At 64.1% G+C, this 16,374-nt stretch carries 17 protein-coding genes; 5 read left to right on the forward strand and 12 right to left on the reverse strand.

Annotated elements, in window-relative coordinates; all coding sequences use genetic code 11:
• Positions 1 to 85: 85 nt before the first annotated feature.
• Positions 86 to 514 carry a SpoIIAA family protein gene (locus H145_RS0111515; protein ID WP_157541485.1) on the reverse strand — a complete coding sequence of 143 codons (429 nt, stop codon included), beginning with the start codon at positions 512 to 514 and terminating at the stop codon, positions 86 to 88.
• A 24-nt stretch (positions 515 to 538) separates the two neighbouring features.
• Positions 539 to 1,282, reverse strand: coding sequence for a hypothetical protein (locus H145_RS0111520; RefSeq protein WP_019948303.1), 744 nt, complete (start codon positions 1,280 to 1,282; stop codon positions 539 to 541).
• Between the two features lie 220 nt (positions 1,283 to 1,502).
• On the opposite strand from H145_RS0111520, the gene H145_RS0111530 reads away from it, so the two are divergent.
• Positions 1,503 to 1,931 carry a DUF3592 domain-containing protein gene (locus H145_RS0111530; RefSeq protein WP_019948305.1) on the forward strand — a complete coding sequence of 143 codons (429 nt, stop codon included), beginning with the start codon at positions 1,503 to 1,505 and terminating at the stop codon, positions 1,929 to 1,931.
• Positions 1,932 to 1,971: 40 nt separating this feature from the next.
• On the opposite strand, the gene H145_RS0111535 is transcribed toward H145_RS0111530, so the two are convergent.
• From H145_RS0111535 to H145_RS0111545, 3 genes are all read right to left on the reverse strand, one after another.
• Entirely contained in the window at positions 1,972 to 2,313 is a 342-nt protein-coding gene (locus H145_RS0111535; RefSeq protein ID WP_026351451.1) for a DUF5615 family PIN-like protein, read from the reverse strand.
• 4 nt (positions 2,314 to 2,317) lie between these two features.
• Positions 2,318 to 2,554, reverse strand: coding sequence for a DUF433 domain-containing protein (locus H145_RS0111540; RefSeq protein ID WP_019948307.1), 237 nt, complete (start codon positions 2,552 to 2,554; stop codon positions 2,318 to 2,320).
• A 139-nt stretch (positions 2,555 to 2,693) separates the two neighbouring features.
• Positions 2,694 to 3,713 carry an SDR family oxidoreductase gene (locus H145_RS0111545; RefSeq protein WP_019948308.1) on the reverse strand — a complete coding sequence of 340 codons (1,020 nt, stop codon included), beginning with the start codon at positions 3,711 to 3,713 and terminating at the stop codon, positions 2,694 to 2,696.
• Between the two features lie 138 nt (positions 3,714 to 3,851).
• Between H145_RS0111545 and purU the strand changes: the two genes are divergently transcribed.
• Positions 3,852 to 4,685, forward strand: a complete 834-nt coding sequence (purU, locus tag H145_RS0111550) for a formyltetrahydrofolate deformylase (protein ID WP_019948309.1) — start codon at positions 3,852 to 3,854, stop codon at positions 4,683 to 4,685.
• 121 nt (positions 4,686 to 4,806) lie between these two features.
• Here purU and H145_RS0111555 read toward each other — a convergent pair whose 3' ends face one another.
• From H145_RS0111555 to H145_RS0111565, 3 genes are all read right to left on the reverse strand, one after another.
• Complete coding sequence (locus tag H145_RS0111555) at positions 4,807 to 5,076, reverse strand: hypothetical protein (RefSeq protein WP_019948310.1); 270 nt, start codon at positions 5,074 to 5,076, stop codon at positions 4,807 to 4,809.
• Between the two features lie 42 nt (positions 5,077 to 5,118).
• Positions 5,119 to 5,457 (reverse strand): hypothetical protein, encoded by a 339-nt coding sequence (locus H145_RS0111560; protein WP_019948311.1) that lies wholly within the window; start codon positions 5,455 to 5,457, stop codon positions 5,119 to 5,121.
• Between the two features lie 195 nt (positions 5,458 to 5,652).
• Positions 5,653 to 5,916 (reverse strand): hypothetical protein, encoded by a 264-nt coding sequence (locus tag H145_RS0111565; protein WP_019948312.1) that lies wholly within the window; start codon positions 5,914 to 5,916, stop codon positions 5,653 to 5,655.
• Positions 5,917 to 6,265: 349 nt separating this feature from the next.
• Here H145_RS0111565 and H145_RS0111570 point away from each other — a divergent pair, with 349 nt between their 5' ends.
• Positions 6,266 to 8,506 (forward strand): T9SS type B sorting domain-containing protein, encoded by a 2,241-nt coding sequence (locus tag H145_RS0111570; RefSeq protein WP_169513185.1) that lies wholly within the window; start codon positions 6,266 to 6,268, stop codon positions 8,504 to 8,506.
• Between the two features lie 11 nt (positions 8,507 to 8,517).
• Here the strand turns inward: H145_RS0111570 and H145_RS0111575 are convergent, their stop codons facing one another.
• On the reverse strand, positions 8,518 to 11,085 hold the full coding sequence (locus H145_RS0111575) for an excinuclease ABC subunit UvrA (RefSeq protein WP_019948314.1): 2,568 nt from the start codon (positions 11,083 to 11,085) through the stop codon (positions 8,518 to 8,520).
• A gap of 328 nt (positions 11,086 to 11,413) precedes the next feature.
• On the opposite strand from H145_RS0111575, the gene H145_RS23335 reads away from it, so the two are divergent.
• Positions 11,414 to 11,839 carry an META domain-containing protein gene (locus H145_RS23335; protein WP_071595171.1) on the forward strand — a complete coding sequence of 142 codons (426 nt, stop codon included), beginning with the start codon at positions 11,414 to 11,416 and terminating at the stop codon, positions 11,837 to 11,839.
• A 179-nt stretch (positions 11,840 to 12,018) separates the two neighbouring features.
• Here the strand turns inward: H145_RS23335 and msrB are convergent, their stop codons facing one another.
• The 3 genes from msrB to H145_RS21030 all read right to left on the reverse strand — a co-directional run bounded on the left by msrB (position 12,019) and on the right by H145_RS21030 (position 15,307).
• Entirely contained in the window at positions 12,019 to 12,549 is a 531-nt protein-coding gene (msrB, locus tag H145_RS0111580) for a peptide-methionine (R)-S-oxide reductase MsrB (RefSeq protein WP_019948315.1), read from the reverse strand.
• The gene (locus H145_RS0111585; RefSeq protein WP_019948316.1) at positions 12,501 to 14,099 is read right to left on the reverse strand and encodes a protein adenylyltransferase SelO; all 1,599 of its coding nucleotides are present in this window, start codon (positions 14,097 to 14,099) and stop codon (positions 12,501 to 12,503) included. Before H145_RS0111585 ends, msrB begins: the two co-directional genes overlap by 49 nt.
• 77 nt (positions 14,100 to 14,176) lie before the next feature.
• Positions 14,177 to 15,307, reverse strand: coding sequence for a flavin monoamine oxidase family protein (locus tag H145_RS21030; RefSeq protein ID WP_071595172.1), 1,131 nt, complete (start codon positions 15,305 to 15,307; stop codon positions 14,177 to 14,179).
• Positions 15,308 to 15,502: 195 nt separating this feature from the next.
• Between H145_RS21030 and H145_RS21035 the strand changes: the two genes are divergently transcribed.
• On the forward strand, positions 15,503 to 16,348 hold the full coding sequence (locus tag H145_RS21035; protein WP_019948318.1) for a universal stress protein: 846 nt from the start codon (positions 15,503 to 15,505) through the stop codon (positions 16,346 to 16,348).
• Positions 16,349 to 16,374: the final 26 nt, after the last annotated feature.

Genomic DNA, 16,374 nt, shown 5'->3' on the forward strand with positions numbered 1-16,374 from the left:
AAAAAGCGCCGGCCTGATGGTCGGCGCTTTTTGCCTTTTGGGTAAGCCCGGGCGCCGCCAAAGCAGAACCGGGCAGGCGGTTGCGCTAGGCCTGGGGCCGGTGCTGCGTCAGCCAGGCAATGGCCGCCTGCTGCTGTCCGGTCGAAAAAACGCGGATCTGAAACGTGCCGGCCCAGCCCAGCAAGTGCCGCAACATGCCCATGGTGGCCAGGCGCACCAGCAGATTCTGGCTCGACAGGATGGCAGCGGCGCCAAAATCGAATTGCAGCCGGGCCCTGCTCAGCCAGTCGTACTTAAACCACACTTCCACTTCAACCGAGCTGGAGCTCATAAGCCCCTGATCTACCAGCAAACGGTCGATGCCCAGCTGCTGCCCAAGCTCCAGCAGCCGGTTTAGCACCTCCATAATGTCAGGGTCGGCCCGCTCGCCCGGGTGCCAGACCAGGCGCATGTAGTGGCCATGATTGACAATGTAGCCCGCGCTATTCTCGAAGCAACGCATAGAATTGGGCACAGGTGGGTGGATAAAGCGCTTTCGTTAATGCGTACGCAACAACCGCTTGCCACGGCCCAGCAGGAAGCGCACCACGGCCTGGCAGATGTGCCCCACGGAAGCCGGCACCAGCGTGAGCAACCCATGCCCCTGGCCGAAGGTAGGGTTCAGTTGGGTGAAATACACCGCATGCCGGTTAACAGCAGGGTTCCATAGCATACGCTGGCTGCTTTCGCGCGTTATCCAGCCCACCTGGCGCACCAGGGGCTGGCCGGCCGCCACGGGTGGCAGCTGGAAGCTTTCCGCCAGCTCGTCCAGCAACGCAGCTTTATCGTCGGGCGTGGGGTGCGTGTAGGCCGGCCACACGCGCGGGGCATACTTGGCGGCCAGCGCGTACGACGACGGGTACACCATGCAGGCAAAAAAAAAGCTTTCGTAGCGCAGCCCCGACAGGCTATGCAGCAGCATGCGGCCCATCGCCCGCAGTATCGTCAGGTCTTTGCCGCGGTAGGCCGGCAGCTTGCCGGTTTCCATCCGGAAGATTTGCCGACGCTTCCCGCCAATAACCCGCCGGAAGGTGTGCAGGGCCAGGTAGCCAATCAGCTCCCCCTGCTCGGAGTGCTGCAGGTATAGCCAGGTTCTCCAGGCCGTCGAATCCACCACGTAGTGGCGAAACGTGTGGTAATCGACCCCGGTAAATAGCTGGTCCTGCAGCGGATACAGCTGCTGGCTCAGCGCCTCCCGCTCCGCGGAAGTGAGTTGGTGAACGGCAATTTTTTGTGTGAGCATGAGGATAAAAAAAAGAGCAGGATGCATCACTGCGACCATCGCAGAGCCTGCACACTACTCCTTTTTCATTATCCTTATGGGCGCAACCCACTCCCCCTCGCTCTCCCAGCCCACACCACGCAACCCCGGCGCCGGCCAGCTCCTCCAGCTACTGGAGAAGCTGGCCGGCGCCGGGCGGGTTGAGGGGATTCGGAAGGTGTTGAAGAACAGTTGATGCAGTATGGACTTCGGGTTGCTTTCCGCTCTTGTTAGCGTCGTCTTCATGATTCTGGCTGGCCTCTGGCTATTTCGGGATGGTATGCGGCAGCTTGAGCTTAATCGTTACTTACAGACGCAGGGCGTCCTTATTCCAGCCCTCATCACAGAAGCAGAAATTATTAGAGAAATCAGCTACTTCAAAGTCACCTATCAGGATGAGCAGGAGCGTTCGTACAGCGCCGCTTTCTCTGTCAAGGGTTCTAATGATGAGTGTTTGTATTTAGCCGGTGCTGAAATCCCTGTTTATTATGACCCTCTGCACCCAGAGCGTGTGGTTTTAGCTACAACAGTAAATTCTTCCTGGGGTAATTATGAGAATATGTTGGGCGGAGCCAGCAGCTTTGTATTTGGCCTTTATCTCCTCTGGAAGCTGTGGCCTCAAACTACGTAAATAGTAAGAATCGTGATTTGAGTGGCTGATTCCGCATAAATTACTCAACCCGCAACACCACAAACCCGAACTCCTGCTGCTCCCCCAGAAACTCACGTAGCTGCGGCAGCCGGGCCAACAGGAACTCCGCAAGTCGGGCAACCGGCACCTGGGCATTCTGCACGGCTACCACGCGGGGCGGGAACCCCTCGGCCAGCACCAACCGCAGGAAATCCTCATCCTTGGTCAGCACATCGTAGCCGTGCTGCCGGGCGTAACGCCAGATGCTGGTGTCGGGGCTGCTATCCAGGCCCAGGTCGCGGACATGTACTACGGCCGTGCAATGCGGGCGCAAATAAGCAGCTAGTCGCCAGGAAATATTCTCATCCAGTAGCAGCCGCATGGTTTCAGGCCACCGCGAGCAACACCACGCTTTCCTTGTAGGCCGCATACAGCAGGCAGGCCCGTACCTGCTCCGGCCCGATGGACGGGAAGTCCTCGGCAATATCGGCCGCGCTCATGCCGTTGGCCAGCATCTCCAGCACCTCGGCCACGGTCGTGCGCGTGCCTTTCACAATGGGCTTCCCAAACCGCACCTGCGGGTTCAGCCCGATGTATTCGTTGATGGCGGCAGTATTCATCATGGCAGCTTCATAAGTAAATCAGCGGATAACGAAAGGTAACGAAAAACGCCCCGCCGCAACCGCGACGGGGCGTTCCTATTCCCAAGAAATCGTTAGGCTCCCCCTCTCCCGGAGGAGAGGGGGCCGGGGGGTGAGGTCCTTACGGCGTGCCGTTGCCGCCCATCGCCCCGTACACCTGGCCGGTGGCGTAGCTCGCGCCGGGGTCGGCCAGCTGCACGTAGATGGAGGCCAGCTCGGCCGGCTGGCCGGGGCGGCCCATCGGGGTTTTGGCGCCGAACTTCACCAAATCCTCCTGGGTGGCGCCGCCGCTGGTTTGCAGCGGCGTCCAGATGGGGCCAGGGGCCACGCCGTTGACGCGGATGCCTTTCGGGGCCAGCTGCTTGGCCAGGCTGCGCACATAGTTGGTGGTGGCCGCCTTGGTCTGGGCGTAGTCATAGAGGTTGGGCGAGGGGTCGTTGGCCTGCTCCGAGGTGGTGCCGATGATGCACGAGCCCGGTTGCAGGTGGGGCAGCGCGGCCTTGATAATCCAGAACGGCGCGTAGATGTTGGTCTTCATCGTGGCGTCGAAATCCTCGGTGCTCAGGTCCAGAATCGACTGGCGCTGCTGCTGCCGGCCGGCGTTGCTCACCACGATATCCAGCCCGCCGAGCTGGCGCACGGCTTCGGCCACCAGCTTCTTGCAAAATTCTTCCTCCCGGATGTCGCCCGGAATGGCTACTGCTTTCTGGCCGGCCTTCTTAATCAGCTCAATCACCTGCCGGGCGTCTTCTTCCTCGGCGGGCAGGTAGTTGATGGCCACATCGGCGCCTTCGCGGGCGTAGGCAATGGCGGCGGCGCGGCCCATGCCCGAGTCGCCGCCCGTAATCAGGGCCCGGCGGCCCTTCAGGCGGCCCGAGCCTTTGTAGCTCTTTTCGCCGTGGTCGGGCAGCGGGTCCATTTTGGAAGCCAGCCCCGGCCAGGGCGTTTCCTGCTTCTTGAAGGGCGGGCGCGGATACTTGGTGAGCGGGTTCTGCAGCGGCTCGGCGGCCGGCGTAGCGGCCCCACCACCGCCGGCGGCGGCATCGGCGGCCAGCAGCGGCCCGGCGGCCATGGCCAGGCCGGCGGCGCCCAGGCCGCCCACGGCCCGGCGGCGGCTCAGGTTGGTTTCGTTGTCTAACATGCTAGGTAAAGTTGAAAAGTGAATACCCTGCTTACGCACAAACCGGGGGCCCGCGTTGCGAAGCCCGGCCGTAGCCCCAGCCGCCCAACTCTGCCCGCGAATGCCTAATCTTGCGGCCCCGCTTTCCGGTTTTCCCCTATGATTTACTACCTGCTGATTGACTGCCCCGACGAGCCTGGCCTCGTTTTCCGCACCTCCGAGGTGCTCTTCCGCCACGGCCTCAACATCCTGCGCAACGGCGAGTTCGTCGAGCCCCACGACCGCCACTTCTTCATGCGCACCGAGTTCGACGGCCCCTGCGACCCGGCCGCCCTCACCCGCGACCTGCAGGCCGCCCTCCCGCCCACGGCCACCATCCGCCTGCGCAACGACGAGCCCCGGCCCATCGTGGTGCTGGCCACCCGCGAGCATCACTGCCTTTCCGAGCTGCTGGTGCGCCACTTTTTCGGGCAGCTGCACGCCCGCATCCTGGCCGTCATCAGCAACCACGACAACCTGCGCCCCATCACCGAGCGCCTCGACGTGCCCTACCACCACCTCAGCGCCGAGGGCCTGAGCCGCGAGGCCCACGAGGCCGCCGTCATGGCCCAGATTGACGCCTACCAGCCCGAATTTGTGGTGCTGGCCCGCTACATGCGCATTCTCTCGCCCGAGTTCGTGGCCCACTTCCCCGCCCGCCTCATCAACATCCACCACAGCTTCCTGCCGGCCTTCATCGGGGCCAGCCCCTACGCCCAGGCCTACGAGCGGGGCGTCAAAAGCATCGGCGCCACCGCCCATTTCGTCACCGACCAGCTCGACCAGGGCCCCATCATCGCCCAAAGCGTCATCCCCACCGACCACACCCAAAGCGCCCGCGACATGGCCCAGGCCGGCCGCGACGGCGAAAAGCTGACCCTGGCCCGCGCCCTCACCCTGGTCTGCCGCGAGCAAGTCTGCATCCACCGCAACAAAACCATCGTGTTCGAATAGAATAACCCACGACTGGCAACTAGCGGCAGGTTCGATGAGCAGGTAAAAGGCGGGTTCCCCTCCTCGGACAAGGAAGGGAACCCGCCTTTTACCTGCTCATCACAAAGAGCAACAGCCCGCCTTACAGCCGCGAATAATGCTCATCGATGGCCTTATCCATCGCGGCCTTAAACGAGCGCAGCAGCTTTTCGCGCTCCACTTCCGGCAGCTGCTGCAGGGCCCGCTCGAAGGTCATGCGGTACACGTGGGTCATGAAATCGGCCCCGTACATGGTAAAAAAACCGTCGTGGATTTTGTCGAAGGCCAGCTTTTCGGCCGACGAGATGGAGAGCGAAAGTGCCAGCCATTCTTTGGCGTTGTTGGCTAAGCTGAGTTGCAGGTCCTGGTCCATTGATGATGCGAGGGTTGAGGGATAAAAGTAAAAGCGGCCGGGCTACTCCAGCCGGCGGAAGGGCCGAAACAGGTGGGGCACCAGCGGCGGCACCACGGCGCCTTTGCCGCCGTGCGCCGCGTAAAACGAGGCTACGGCGGCTTCCAGCGCGGGCCGGTCGTCCAGCGCCACGCTGGCCCACACGTCGGCGGCGGCCAGTGGGGCCGCCAGCGCGCTCAGGCGGCAGGCGGCAATGCCCAGCGGATGCTCGGCGTAGAGCCGGGCCCCATCAAGGGCCTGGTTTTCGTGCTGGTAGCGCCAGTTCTGCTCGAAGGGCGGATGGCTGCCTTGGGTTTCGTCGGTGCTGGCAAAGCCCAGGTTGCGCAGGTAGGAATCGGTCATTTTATGGGGGATTAGGGATTAGGGATTAGGGAGCTACGAAGCCGCCTGTCATCCTGAGCATTCCGCGCATCAAGCGGCGACGAAGGACCTGCTTCCGCCAGTATAAACCGTTGGGACAGATGTGCTACCGTAGGAAGGTCCTTCGTCGCCGCTTGATGCGCGGAATGCTCAGGATGACAGGTGGGTAGGTGCTTTTCAGCCCGCCACCTCGGCGGGCCAGTTCACCTGCCGCAGCAGCACCCGCAGCTCGGACTCAGAAGCCACGCGGCCCTGGAAGCAGTAGAGCAGCTGCCCGTTCACGGCTTCGAGCAGCGTCATTTCGCCGTCGGCATACAGCACCACGGTCTCCTGGCCCACCTCGCTGGGGCGGCTGTAGCGCACCTGACCGGCCGGGGAAACGTGGCTGCGGAAGCCAAACCGGGCCAGCAGCTCAGCCGGGGGTTGATAAGAAGAGTCCATGAGGAAAGAGCCCAGAAAACGGGACGCGGGGCCGGGGGGCCGGGCGCTAAGCCACTACCGCAGTGCGCGGGGAGCCTACACAACTGCGCCCGGTTCACCAAAGTCCCGGAAGGTCGTCATTTTCCAGCCAACTTCGGCCGACTCTGCTTCTAACGGGCTTCAGCAGAACGCTGAGCGCCGGGTGCGGGCCGCCGGCTGCAAGGGCTTTACCGCCATAACTACCGGGTTTCGGCAAAGCCACCGGGGGCGCAGTATTGGGACCTTTCGCTTACTTGCGGCAAAGTTTGAACCGGCAATCCGCGGGACCACCCCGCTAACACTCTGGCTGCCAGCCTGCCCTTTCCCATTTATGCATCTATTCTTACCCATTATCCGCCCGCTGCTAGGCTTGGCGCTGCTTTTACCATTCTTAGCACTCCGCCCGGCCGCGGCCCAAACACTGCCCCGGCAATGGAACCGGACGCTGGGTAACACCGGAATAAATGCGCTGGACCGGTTCCGGCCGACTACCGACGGGGGCTATATCGTAGGAGCCCACCTGGACCCCAGTCCAGGCCCGGAGGTCAGCCAGCCCCACCACGGCGTTATCGACTTCTGGGTAGTAAAGCTGGACCCTCAGGGAAACCGGCAGTGGGACCGGGTGCTGGGTGGCAGCGATGATGAATACATCGCTGAAATCAGGCAAACCACCGACGGCGGCTACATCGTGGGGGGCTGGTCGCGCTCCGGAGCCTCGGGCGACAAAACCGAGCCCAGTCAGGGTGGATCGGATTATTGGGTGGTTAAGCTGGATGCCCAGGGCCGCACGCAGTGGAATAGAACGCTGGGGGGCAGCAGCAACGACGAGCTGACGACCCTACACCAGACTCCTGACGGGGGCTACCTGCTCGGTGGCAATTCCTCCTCCCCTGTTTCGGGCGACAAAACGGCTCCTACTGTCGGAACCGGCAGTGCTCCCTGGCTGATAAAGCTCGACGCGGCAGGCCGTACCCAATGGGACCTTACGCTGCCCGGCGCTAAAGTGGGTTCGTTGCAGGCGCTGTTACTCACACCCGATGGCGGCTACCTGCTCAGCGGCAACATATCGGTGCCGGACCCCGTCCGGCCCGGCGCCGCCAATTTCTGGGCCATCAAGCTGAACGCCGCCGGCCAGCCCGAGTGGGAGCGGTCGGTAGGCGGATCCGAGTCGGAGGCGCTCCGGGCTGCCTGCACCACGCCCGACGGCGGCTACCTGCTCGGCGGTATTTCGTACTCCGGCGCTTCGGGCGACAAGTCGCAAGGCCACCGGGGTGGGGGCGACTATTGGGTGGTGAAGCTCAGCGCAGCTGGCCAGCTGCAATGGGAGCACACGTACGGTGGCAGCGGCAGGGATGAACTGACTTCCCTTGCGCCTACTGCCGATGGCAGCTACCTGTTAGGTGGCCATTCCGATTCGGAGGTTTCCGGTGAGCAAACCCAAGCGCCGCTGGGGCAGGCCGATTTCTGGCTGGTGCAGATAGACGGCGCGGGCAAGCCCCGCTGGGACCAGCGCTTCGGCGGTTCCGATATCGAGGTACTCACCGACGCCTTCCCAACCAAAGACGGCGGTTACGCGCTGGGGGGCATGTCGTTTTCAGGAATTTCGGGCGACAAAACGCAGCCCAACATTGGCACTATGAACACGCCCAACATCTGGCTGCTTAAGCTCGGGGTGGGCCCGCCCGAAGTCAGCCTGCCGGCTGTGGAGGCTGTATGTGCGGGCCGGGAGGTCACGCTCGTTCCGCGTATCAACTCCATCACGGCGCCGCTGGCCTACCGCTGGAACACGGGCGCCACCACGCCCACGCTCTCGGTAGCCCAGCCCGGCACGTACACCGTCACGGTCACTTTTCCGGGCCAACTCAGCGCCACGGCCCAGCGGCAGGTGTTGCCCTTCACCCCCAACCTGCGCATCAGCGGCGACTCGGTGCTGTGCGGCGGCGCTCCCCTGACTCTACAGGCCCAGGACGCCGCCGCTCTGGCCTTCCGCTGGAGCACGGGGGCCACCACCGGCACGCTGGCCGTTACCCAGCCGGGCACGTATTCGGTTACGGCCACGTACGCGGGCGGCTGCACTGCTACCGTTACCCAAACCGTGCGCGCGGTGGCGCCGCTGCCCCCTTTCACACCGGACTCCGATACAACCATCTGCCAGGGCCAAACCCTGCGGCTGCAGGCCCCACCCGTAGCCGGAGCGGCCACCTACCGCTGGTCCGACGGCTCGGCGGGTCCTACCCTGCTCGTGCAGCAACCCGGCGACTACTCGGTGCAGATAACTACGGCCTGCGAATCGGTTAGCGCCCGCCACCGCGTAAGCGCAGCCCCCTGCCTGACCATCCCCAACATCATCACCCCCAACGGCGACCGGCAAAACCAATATTTCGTCATCCAGGGCCTGAGTGGCAACAACTGGGAGCTGGTTATTTATTCGCGCTGGGGAAAGCAGGTGTACGCCACCAAATCCTATCGGCACGAATGGGGTCCAGAGGCGGCTCCGGGCACATATTTCTACACATTGAGGCAGGCGGCCAGCGGCCTCAGCTACAAAGGCTGGCTTCAGGTAGTGCGGTAAGTTGCGGGTGTCTACCGCTCCCTGAACCGCCGCAGGTACGGCGCCGTTTTGCTGGCTTTCGACTTTGCTACCAAGTGCGGTGGCCCTTCGGCTACCACCTGGCCGCCCTCGTCACCGGCGCCGGGGCCCATATCGATTACCCAGTCGGAGGCGGCTACTACGCGCATGTCGTGCTCGACTACCACTACCGTGTTGCCGGCCGAAACCAAGGCCTGGAGCTGCACCAGCAGGCGCTCCACGTCGGCGGGGTGCAGGCCGGTGGTGGGCTCGTCGAGCACGTAGAGGGTGTGGCCGCGGGCGGGGCGCTGCAGCTCGGTGGCCAGCTTGATGCGCTGGGCCTCGCCGCCGCTCAGCTCGGTTGCCGGCTGGCCCAGGCGCAGGTAGCCCAGGCCCACTTCGCGCAGCACCGTCAGGGCCCGGTGCACCGGCGGCTCGGCGGCGAAAAACTCCCAGGCCGCGTCCACCGTCAGGCCCAGCACTTCGGCAATGTTTTTCCCCTGGTATTGAATTTCGAGGGTTTTGTCGTTGTAGCGGGTGCCGTGGCACACGGGGCAGGGCGCGTACACGCTGGGCAGAAACAGCAGTTCCACCATCACGAAGCCTTCGCCCTGGCAATTGGGGCAGCGGCCTTTCTTCACGTTGAAGGAAAACTGCCCGGCATCGTAGCGGCGCTTCCGCGCCTCGGGTGTGGCCGCGAACAGCCGCCGCACATGGTCGAACAGGCCGGTGTAGGTGGCCATATTGGAGCGCGGCGTGCGGCCGATGGGCTTCTGGTCGACCTGCACCAGCCGGGTAAGCGGCACGGCGTCGGGCGAGAAGCTGAACGTCAGGGGCGCGCCGGTTTCCTCGTACTGGTCGTCACGGTCCAGGGCCAGCCGTTCGTCGTCGGTTTCCGCCTCCTCTTCCACCGGGGCCTGCTCGCGTGCACCCTTCACTTCCAGCTTCAGCAGCTGGCTCACCAAACTCGATTTGCCCGAACCCGACACGCCCGTGATGGTCGTGAGCACGCCCAGCGGGAAGCGCACCGAAAGGTCGTGCAGGTTGTGGCGGGTGATGCCCGAAAGCTCCAGCCAGCCGGCCGGCGCGCGGGTTTCGGCCTGGGCGGTTGACTGGCCTTCTTCGGGAAACAGAAAACGGCGGGTGTGAGAGGCCTTCACTTGCTTCAATCCATCGGGCGGGCCACTGTACAGAATTTCGCCGCCCTGCTCGCCAGCCTCGGGGCCCACGTCCACGAGCCAGTCGGCGCGGCGCACCACATCGAGGTTGTGCTCAACCACAAACAGCGAGTTGCCCGCACTGCGCAGGCTGGCCAGGGCCGCCAGCAGCGCCTCGGTATCGGCCGGGTGCAAGCCCGCCGAGGGCTCATCGAGCACGTATACTACCCCAAACAGGTTGGAGTAGAGCTGGGTGGCCAGCCGCAGCCGTTGCAGCTCGCCGGGCGAAAGGCTGGGCGTGCTGCGTTCCAGGGAGAGGTAGCCAAGGCCCAAGTCGAGCAGCACCGCCAGGCGGGCGCGTAGGTCTTCGGCGATGCGGCGGGCCGCCTCTACCTGGGCCGGGTCGTGGGCAGCGTGGCGGGCGTGGCCGGTTTCGGTGCCAGCCTCGTAGGGTTTGAGCAGGGCGGCTACCTGCTTGAGCGGCAGGGCCGAGAAGTCGGCAATATCGAGGCCGGCAAACGTCACGCTCAGCGACTCGCGGCGCAGGCGCTTGCCGTGGCAGGTGGGGCACACGGTGCTGAGCATGTATTGCTGCACCCGCTTCTTCATGCTCGCGCTCTGGGTGTTGCCGAACGTGTAGAGCACGTGCCGCCGGGCGCTGCTGAAGGTGCCCATGTAGTTGGGCTCCGCCTTGCGCTGCACAGCCCGCCGGGTTTGCTCGGGCGAGAGGCCGGGGTACACCGGCACCACCGGCTGCTCATCAGTGAACAGAATCCAGTCGCGGTCTTTCTGCGGCAGGTCCTGCCAGGGCGTGTCCACGTCGTAGCCCAACGTTACCAGAATATCGCGCTGGTTCTGGCCGCCCCAGGCCTGGGGCCAGGCCGCAATGGCCCGCTCGCGGATGGTAAGCGTGGGGTCGGGCACCATGCTGGCTTCGGTTACCTCGTAGATGCGGCCCAGCCCGTGGCAGGTGGGGCAAGCGCCTTCGGGCGTGTTAGCCGAAAATGCTTCGGCATAAATGATGCCCTGCCCCTTGGGATAGTCGCCGGCCCGCGAGTACAGCATGCGCACGAGATTGGAAAGCGTGGTAACGGAGCCCACCGACGAGCGCGTAGTGGGCGTGCCGCGCTGCTGCTGCAGGGCCACGGCCGGCGGCAGGCCCTCAATGGTATCCACTTCGGGCACCGCCATCTGATGAAACAGCCGCCGCGCATAGGGCGACACCGACTCCAGGTAGCGCCGCTGGGCCTCGGCGTACAGGGTGCCGAATGCCAGGCTGCTCTTGCCCGAGCCCGACACGCCCGTAAACACCACCAGCGCATCGCGCGGCACATCGACATCAATGTTCTTCAGATTATGCTCGCGAGCCCCGCGCACTTGCACGAAGCCGGAGAAATTGGTGGTTGACGAAGAAGAATCAGGCATATAGATCAATAGAGGAAAGCGTCCCGGTATACGGCAGCAATGAGCAAGCATCCGAAACCAAGAGGGGCTTTTCTTCCAGCCAACTCAGACTCTTGGCGTTACTTCCCGCTTTTTTGCTGCTCCTGAGCACGCTCCTATCCTCACTGCCGGTCTAAAATGGTTACGACCCGCCTCCTGCTATTAGTACTGCATCGGACTTCATCAGCACCACTATAACCAGTTCGCTTCCAAGGCATGAGGTGACAAACGGCTTGTTAAAGCAGCTATATTCTATATATTTATGAACAGTTTTGCCAATTCATTATCAACTCCTTAGCTTAAGTCATCCATGCGCTCAATTCTACTTTCTGCTGGCACTCTTTTCCTGCTGAGCAACTGCCAAAAAGAACCACAACCGATACAGCAGCTCCAGCGAACTCACTGGATGCTTTCTCAGGTCGAGGATTTCCCAATTACTCTTTCTAGCTATTCTGCCTCCTATCGCACGTCTGTGCAATTCGCCCCTGATAACACCACCACCGGCTTGGCCCCCTGCAATTCATTTACGGGTACTTACAACTCAGACAGTTCAACGGGAAAAATTTCCATCAGTCAGCAGGCGGCAACTAAGATCAGCTGCCCCGTTCAGACGCTGGAAAGCAAGTATTTGGATGCTTTCCCTCGCACAGTTCGCTATGAGGTAGTAGGACAAGAGCTCAGACTTTACGAAACCGGTGCTACAAAACCACACTTAATTTTCACAGCCGCCCAATAGCCCCCGAAGACCTATAGCAACTCCCGCGAAAAACTGTTTTTCGCGGGAGTTGCTGCTTTATAGATTTTGATTTAGTAGCCCGCCTTCTTTCAACCAGCAGTACCACCGAAGGTGGTCCACCTACCAGTTACGGCATCGGCAGTAGGTGGAGACAACCCTAAAAACCTCACATCGGCACCTTAATCCAGCACCAGGCTCGCCGAGTTGAGGCAGAAGCGCAACCCGGCCGGCGCCGGCCCATCGGCCGAAACGTGGCCCAGGTGCCCGGCGCACACGTTGCAACGCACCTCCACGCGGTGCATGTGGTGGCTGTCGTCGAAGTGAAATTGCAGAGCGTTTCGAGCAGCGGGTTGGGTGAAGCTGGGCCAGCCGGAAATGGCGTGGTACTTCGTAGCCGAATCGAACAGCCGCTGCCCGCAGCCGGTGCAGCCGTAGCGGCCCGGCGCGTAGCTGCGGCAGAACTCGTTGCGGTAAGCCGGCTCGGTTGCGGCTTCGCGTAGCACCCGAAACTGCAGCGGCGTGAGCCGAACGGCCCATTCGGCTTCCGATAGTTCGAGGCAGCGCGGGGGCTCGGGGTTGCCATAGCGGGCAAACGTGAGCACGTCGCGCCAGCGCAGTAGCGGGGACGAATCCGGCGCGGGCGGCCCGGCGCCGGGCGGCGTCAGGAGCTGCACGAGAGGGTGGCGCTGCCGGGTTTGGTGGCGGCCCATGCGGGGCGGCGGGCGGCCAGGGCCTCGTGTTCGGGCTGCTCGTCGAAGGGTCGTTTCAGCACCTCGTGCAGGGTATGCAGCGGGGCCAGGTCGCCGGCTTCGGCGGCTTCGATAGCCTGCTGAGCGAGGTAGTTGCGCAGCACGTACTTGGGGTTCACGGTCAGCATCCCGTCCCGGATGGCTTCGGGCGTGGCCGGCTCCTGCCGCAGCCGGGCGGCGTACTGCTCCAGCCACGCCCGCAGCGGCGCGGCACCTTCGGCCTCGGGCGCGGCGTACGAAGCAGCGCGCAGCAGCTCCGTATCTGATTCTTCGGCCAACTCGCCAGCCAGTAGTCGGGGCGCGAGGTGGGACAAGTGGCGGTAGAACAGCGTCATATCCACCTGGGCCGCTTCCATAGCCGGCAGCAGGCTGCCTACCAGCTGCTTGTCGGCTTCCTCGTTGTTGGAAGCCGTGAGGCCCAGCTTGGCCAGCAGGCGCACGTGGTGGCTGCGGTTGAAGGTGGCCACGTATTGGTTGAGGGCGGGGCGCAGCAGCTCGGGGTCGGGTACCAGGGGCGTGAGGGCCTGGGCCAGCTGCGTGAGGTTCCAGAGACAGACCTGGGGCTGCTGGCCGAAGGCATAGCGGTAGTTGGTGAAGTCGGTGGTGTTAGGTGTCCAGCCGGGTTCATAAGGTTCCAGCCAGCCGTAGGGGCCGTAGTCGATGGTCAGGCCCAGGATGCTCATGTTGTCGGTGTTGAGCACGCCGTGCACGAAGCCCACCGTTTGCCAATGCGCCACCATCTCGGCCGTGCGGCGCGCTATTTCCGTCAGCCAGGCCACGTACACTTCCGGCGAATCGGGGGCGCCCAGCTCGGGGAAGTGGTGGCGGATTACGTAGTCGGCCAGCGCCCGCAGGTTGTCGGTTTCGTCGTGAGCCAGCAGGATTTGAAAGTTGCCGAAGCGCACGAACGAGGGCGCCACCCGGGCCACGATGGCGCCCGGCTCGGGACGGGCGTTGCCGTCGTAAAACATGTCGCGCAGCACCTCATCACCGGTGCTCACCAAACTCAGGGCCCGGGTGGTGAACACCCCGAGGTGGTGCATGGCCTCGGAGCACAAAAACTCGCGCACCGAGGAGCGCAGCACAGCGCGGCCATCGGCCCGGCGCGAGTAGGGCGTAGGCCCGGCCCCTTTCAGCTGAATTTCCCAGCGTCGCCCGTCCTGGCCGGCTAGCTCGCCCAGTGAAATAGCCCGCCCGTCGCCCAACTGGCCGGCCCAGTTGCCGAACTGGTGGCCGCCATAACGGGCGGCATAAGGGCGCATCGAGTCGGCCACGCGGTTGCCCGCCAGCAGCTCCACGGCGGCGCCCTGCTCCGACGGCCGCACCAGCCCCAGCTCCGTTCCCATTTCCTGAGACCATTCCAGCAGCCGCGGCGCCGCTACCGGCGTGGGTGCTACGGGCGAGTAGTGGTAGCCCGGCACCTGCCGCGGCGCATTCTCCCGCGAAGGGTCGCCGGCCAGCTCATCGACGAAAGAATTGGTGAACGTGGCGTTTTCAAGTGGCTGAGGCATGATTTGGTGCTTAGTGCTTAGTGCTTAGTGCTTAGTGCTTAGTGCTTAGTGCTTGAAACGAAATCCTGGCTGAAGCGCTACGTAGCCTGGGTTTTATCCTGAGTTATCTGAGACGCCAGATTCTGCCCGGCCAGTACCTGCGCGGCCGCCCGGGCCCCGGCTTCCACGGCCCCGTCGAGGCGGCCCCATTCGCCGCTGGCGGTTTCGGCCCCGGCCCAGATGAGGCGGCCCTGCCAGAGCGGGGTGCGCAGCTCGGGCGGCCCCTGCAACGGCACGGATAACGGTGCGGCTTCGTCGGCGGGGGTGCTGGTATAAGGCTCGCGGGTCCAGTCGAGTTCCTGGTAGGCCAGCGGGTGGACAGCCGCCGGCCCGAATATCCGCACCAGCTGCGCCACTACGGCCGCCTCGCGGGCGGCGGGCGCAGCATTGCGCAGCGGGTGAGGCGCAGCAAAGAAGCCGAACAGCACCCCCGGCCGGCCTTCGGGCGGACTGGCATCGTGGATTTCCGTCAGGGGCCCGTTTTGGCTCACCGCGAAACCCGACCAGCCCTGGCTGCGCCAGAACGGCGTTTCGTAGGTTACCAGGCTTTTCATGGAGTGGCTCATCCAGGTGGGCATCTGCTGCTGGGCGGCCTGCACGGCGGCGGGCAGCGCGGGCTTAAACTGCAGGCTGTGGGCGGCCAGGCGCGGCGGCAGCGCCACTACCACGGCGTCGGCCCGGTACGTGCGGAGCCGGCCGTTTTCCGCCACCGTCACCTCTACCCCATCGGGCAACTGCCGCAGGGCGGTGGCGCGGGCGTTCAACTGCACGGTGCCGGCCGGCAAAGCCGCGGCGGCTGCCTGCGCCAGCGCCGCCGCGCCGCCCGTAAACCGCAGGTAGCCCGCCGAGCCCGACGGATGCGGCAGCCGGTGCACCGTACCGCCGGTTTCGTAGGCCGTGGCGCCCGTGCTGAACTGCTCGAAGGGCGCGAGACCCAGTTCGCGCGCCAAACCCAGCAGCTGCGGCTGGTGGCTCCAGCCCCAGGTGGCGCCCAGGTCGGTGGGGGCCGCACCGGGGAGGGCGGGCACGGCGTGGGTGCGGCCGCCCACCCGGTCGCGGGCCTCCAGCACCCGCACGGTGCGGCCGGCCGCTACCAGCCGCCGCGCCGCCATCAGGCCCGAAAGTCCGGCCCCTAGTATTAGCACGGAAGAAGTGGAATCGGTTGTCATAGGCTCCCTAACAGACGGCGGGCCCCAAAGTAACGGGCAATGCGGCCGTTTAGTCGGTTTTTGGCGGATTCAGACCTACTAACGGCGAGGTTTGCAGGTGGTCAGGGCTTGCAAATACACCGCTTTGTCTATATATTAAGGTTGTATCCTGCTGCTGGTTAGCGGCAGATTTTGCTCACCTTCTGCCGCCGTACCATGAAAAACATCCTGGTTCCCACCGATTTCTCCCCCGAATCCCGGTATGCTTTCGAGGCGGCGCTGCAGCTGGCCCGGCGCAATGGCGGGCAACTGCTGCTGCTGCACTGTTTCACGCCTCCCACCGAATCGCACATTTCCACTACCGGCGGGCTGGTTGGCGGGCACGGGCTCACCGATGTGTACGTGCTCAAAAGCCTGCAGGCCATCAAGCGTCGCCTGCACGCGCTGATGGCCCAGGCCCACGAGCTGGCGCCCGGCGTGCCGCTGCACGAGTTGCTGCTCACGTCCGAACCCGAAACCGCTATTCCCGAAACCATCCGGGAGCGGAGCATCGGCTTGGTGGTGTTGGGAGCCCACCAAAACACCTCCTGGACGCGCTTCTTCCTCAGCTCGCACGCCGAGCAGATTGTGCGTAGCGCCCCCTGCCCGGTACTCACCGTGAAACATCCGGTCGATGATTTTGAAGTGCGCCACCTGGTGTTTGCCTCCGACTTCTCGGCCGAGGCTGATCAGGCCGCGCCTGTACTGCAGCAGCTGCTGGCCCTGTTTCCGACGGCCACGCTGCACCTGCTCGATGTAGTAACCGCCAACGGCAACCACGCCCAGGCGCTGGAGGGCATTTGTGCATTTGCCGCGCGCCACCAGTTCAGCCACTACGAGCCCGACGTATTCGACGCCCCCCGGGCCAGCACCGGCATCCCGCGCTTCGCCGAGCAGGCTCACGCCGACCTGGTGGTGATGCTCACCCACGGCCGCTCCGCGCTCAGCCACCTGCTGCAGGGCAGCATCTCCGAATCGGTGGCCCTGCACGCCGCCCCGCCCGTGCTCACGGTGCATGTATAGGGCACAGCGGTGTGGGAAGTGCGCTA

Origin of the sequence: Hymenobacter aerophilus DSM 13606 (genome assembly GCF_000382225.1) — a bacterium.
Lineage (GTDB): Bacteria > Bacteroidota > Bacteroidia > Cytophagales > Hymenobacteraceae > Hymenobacter > Hymenobacter aerophilus.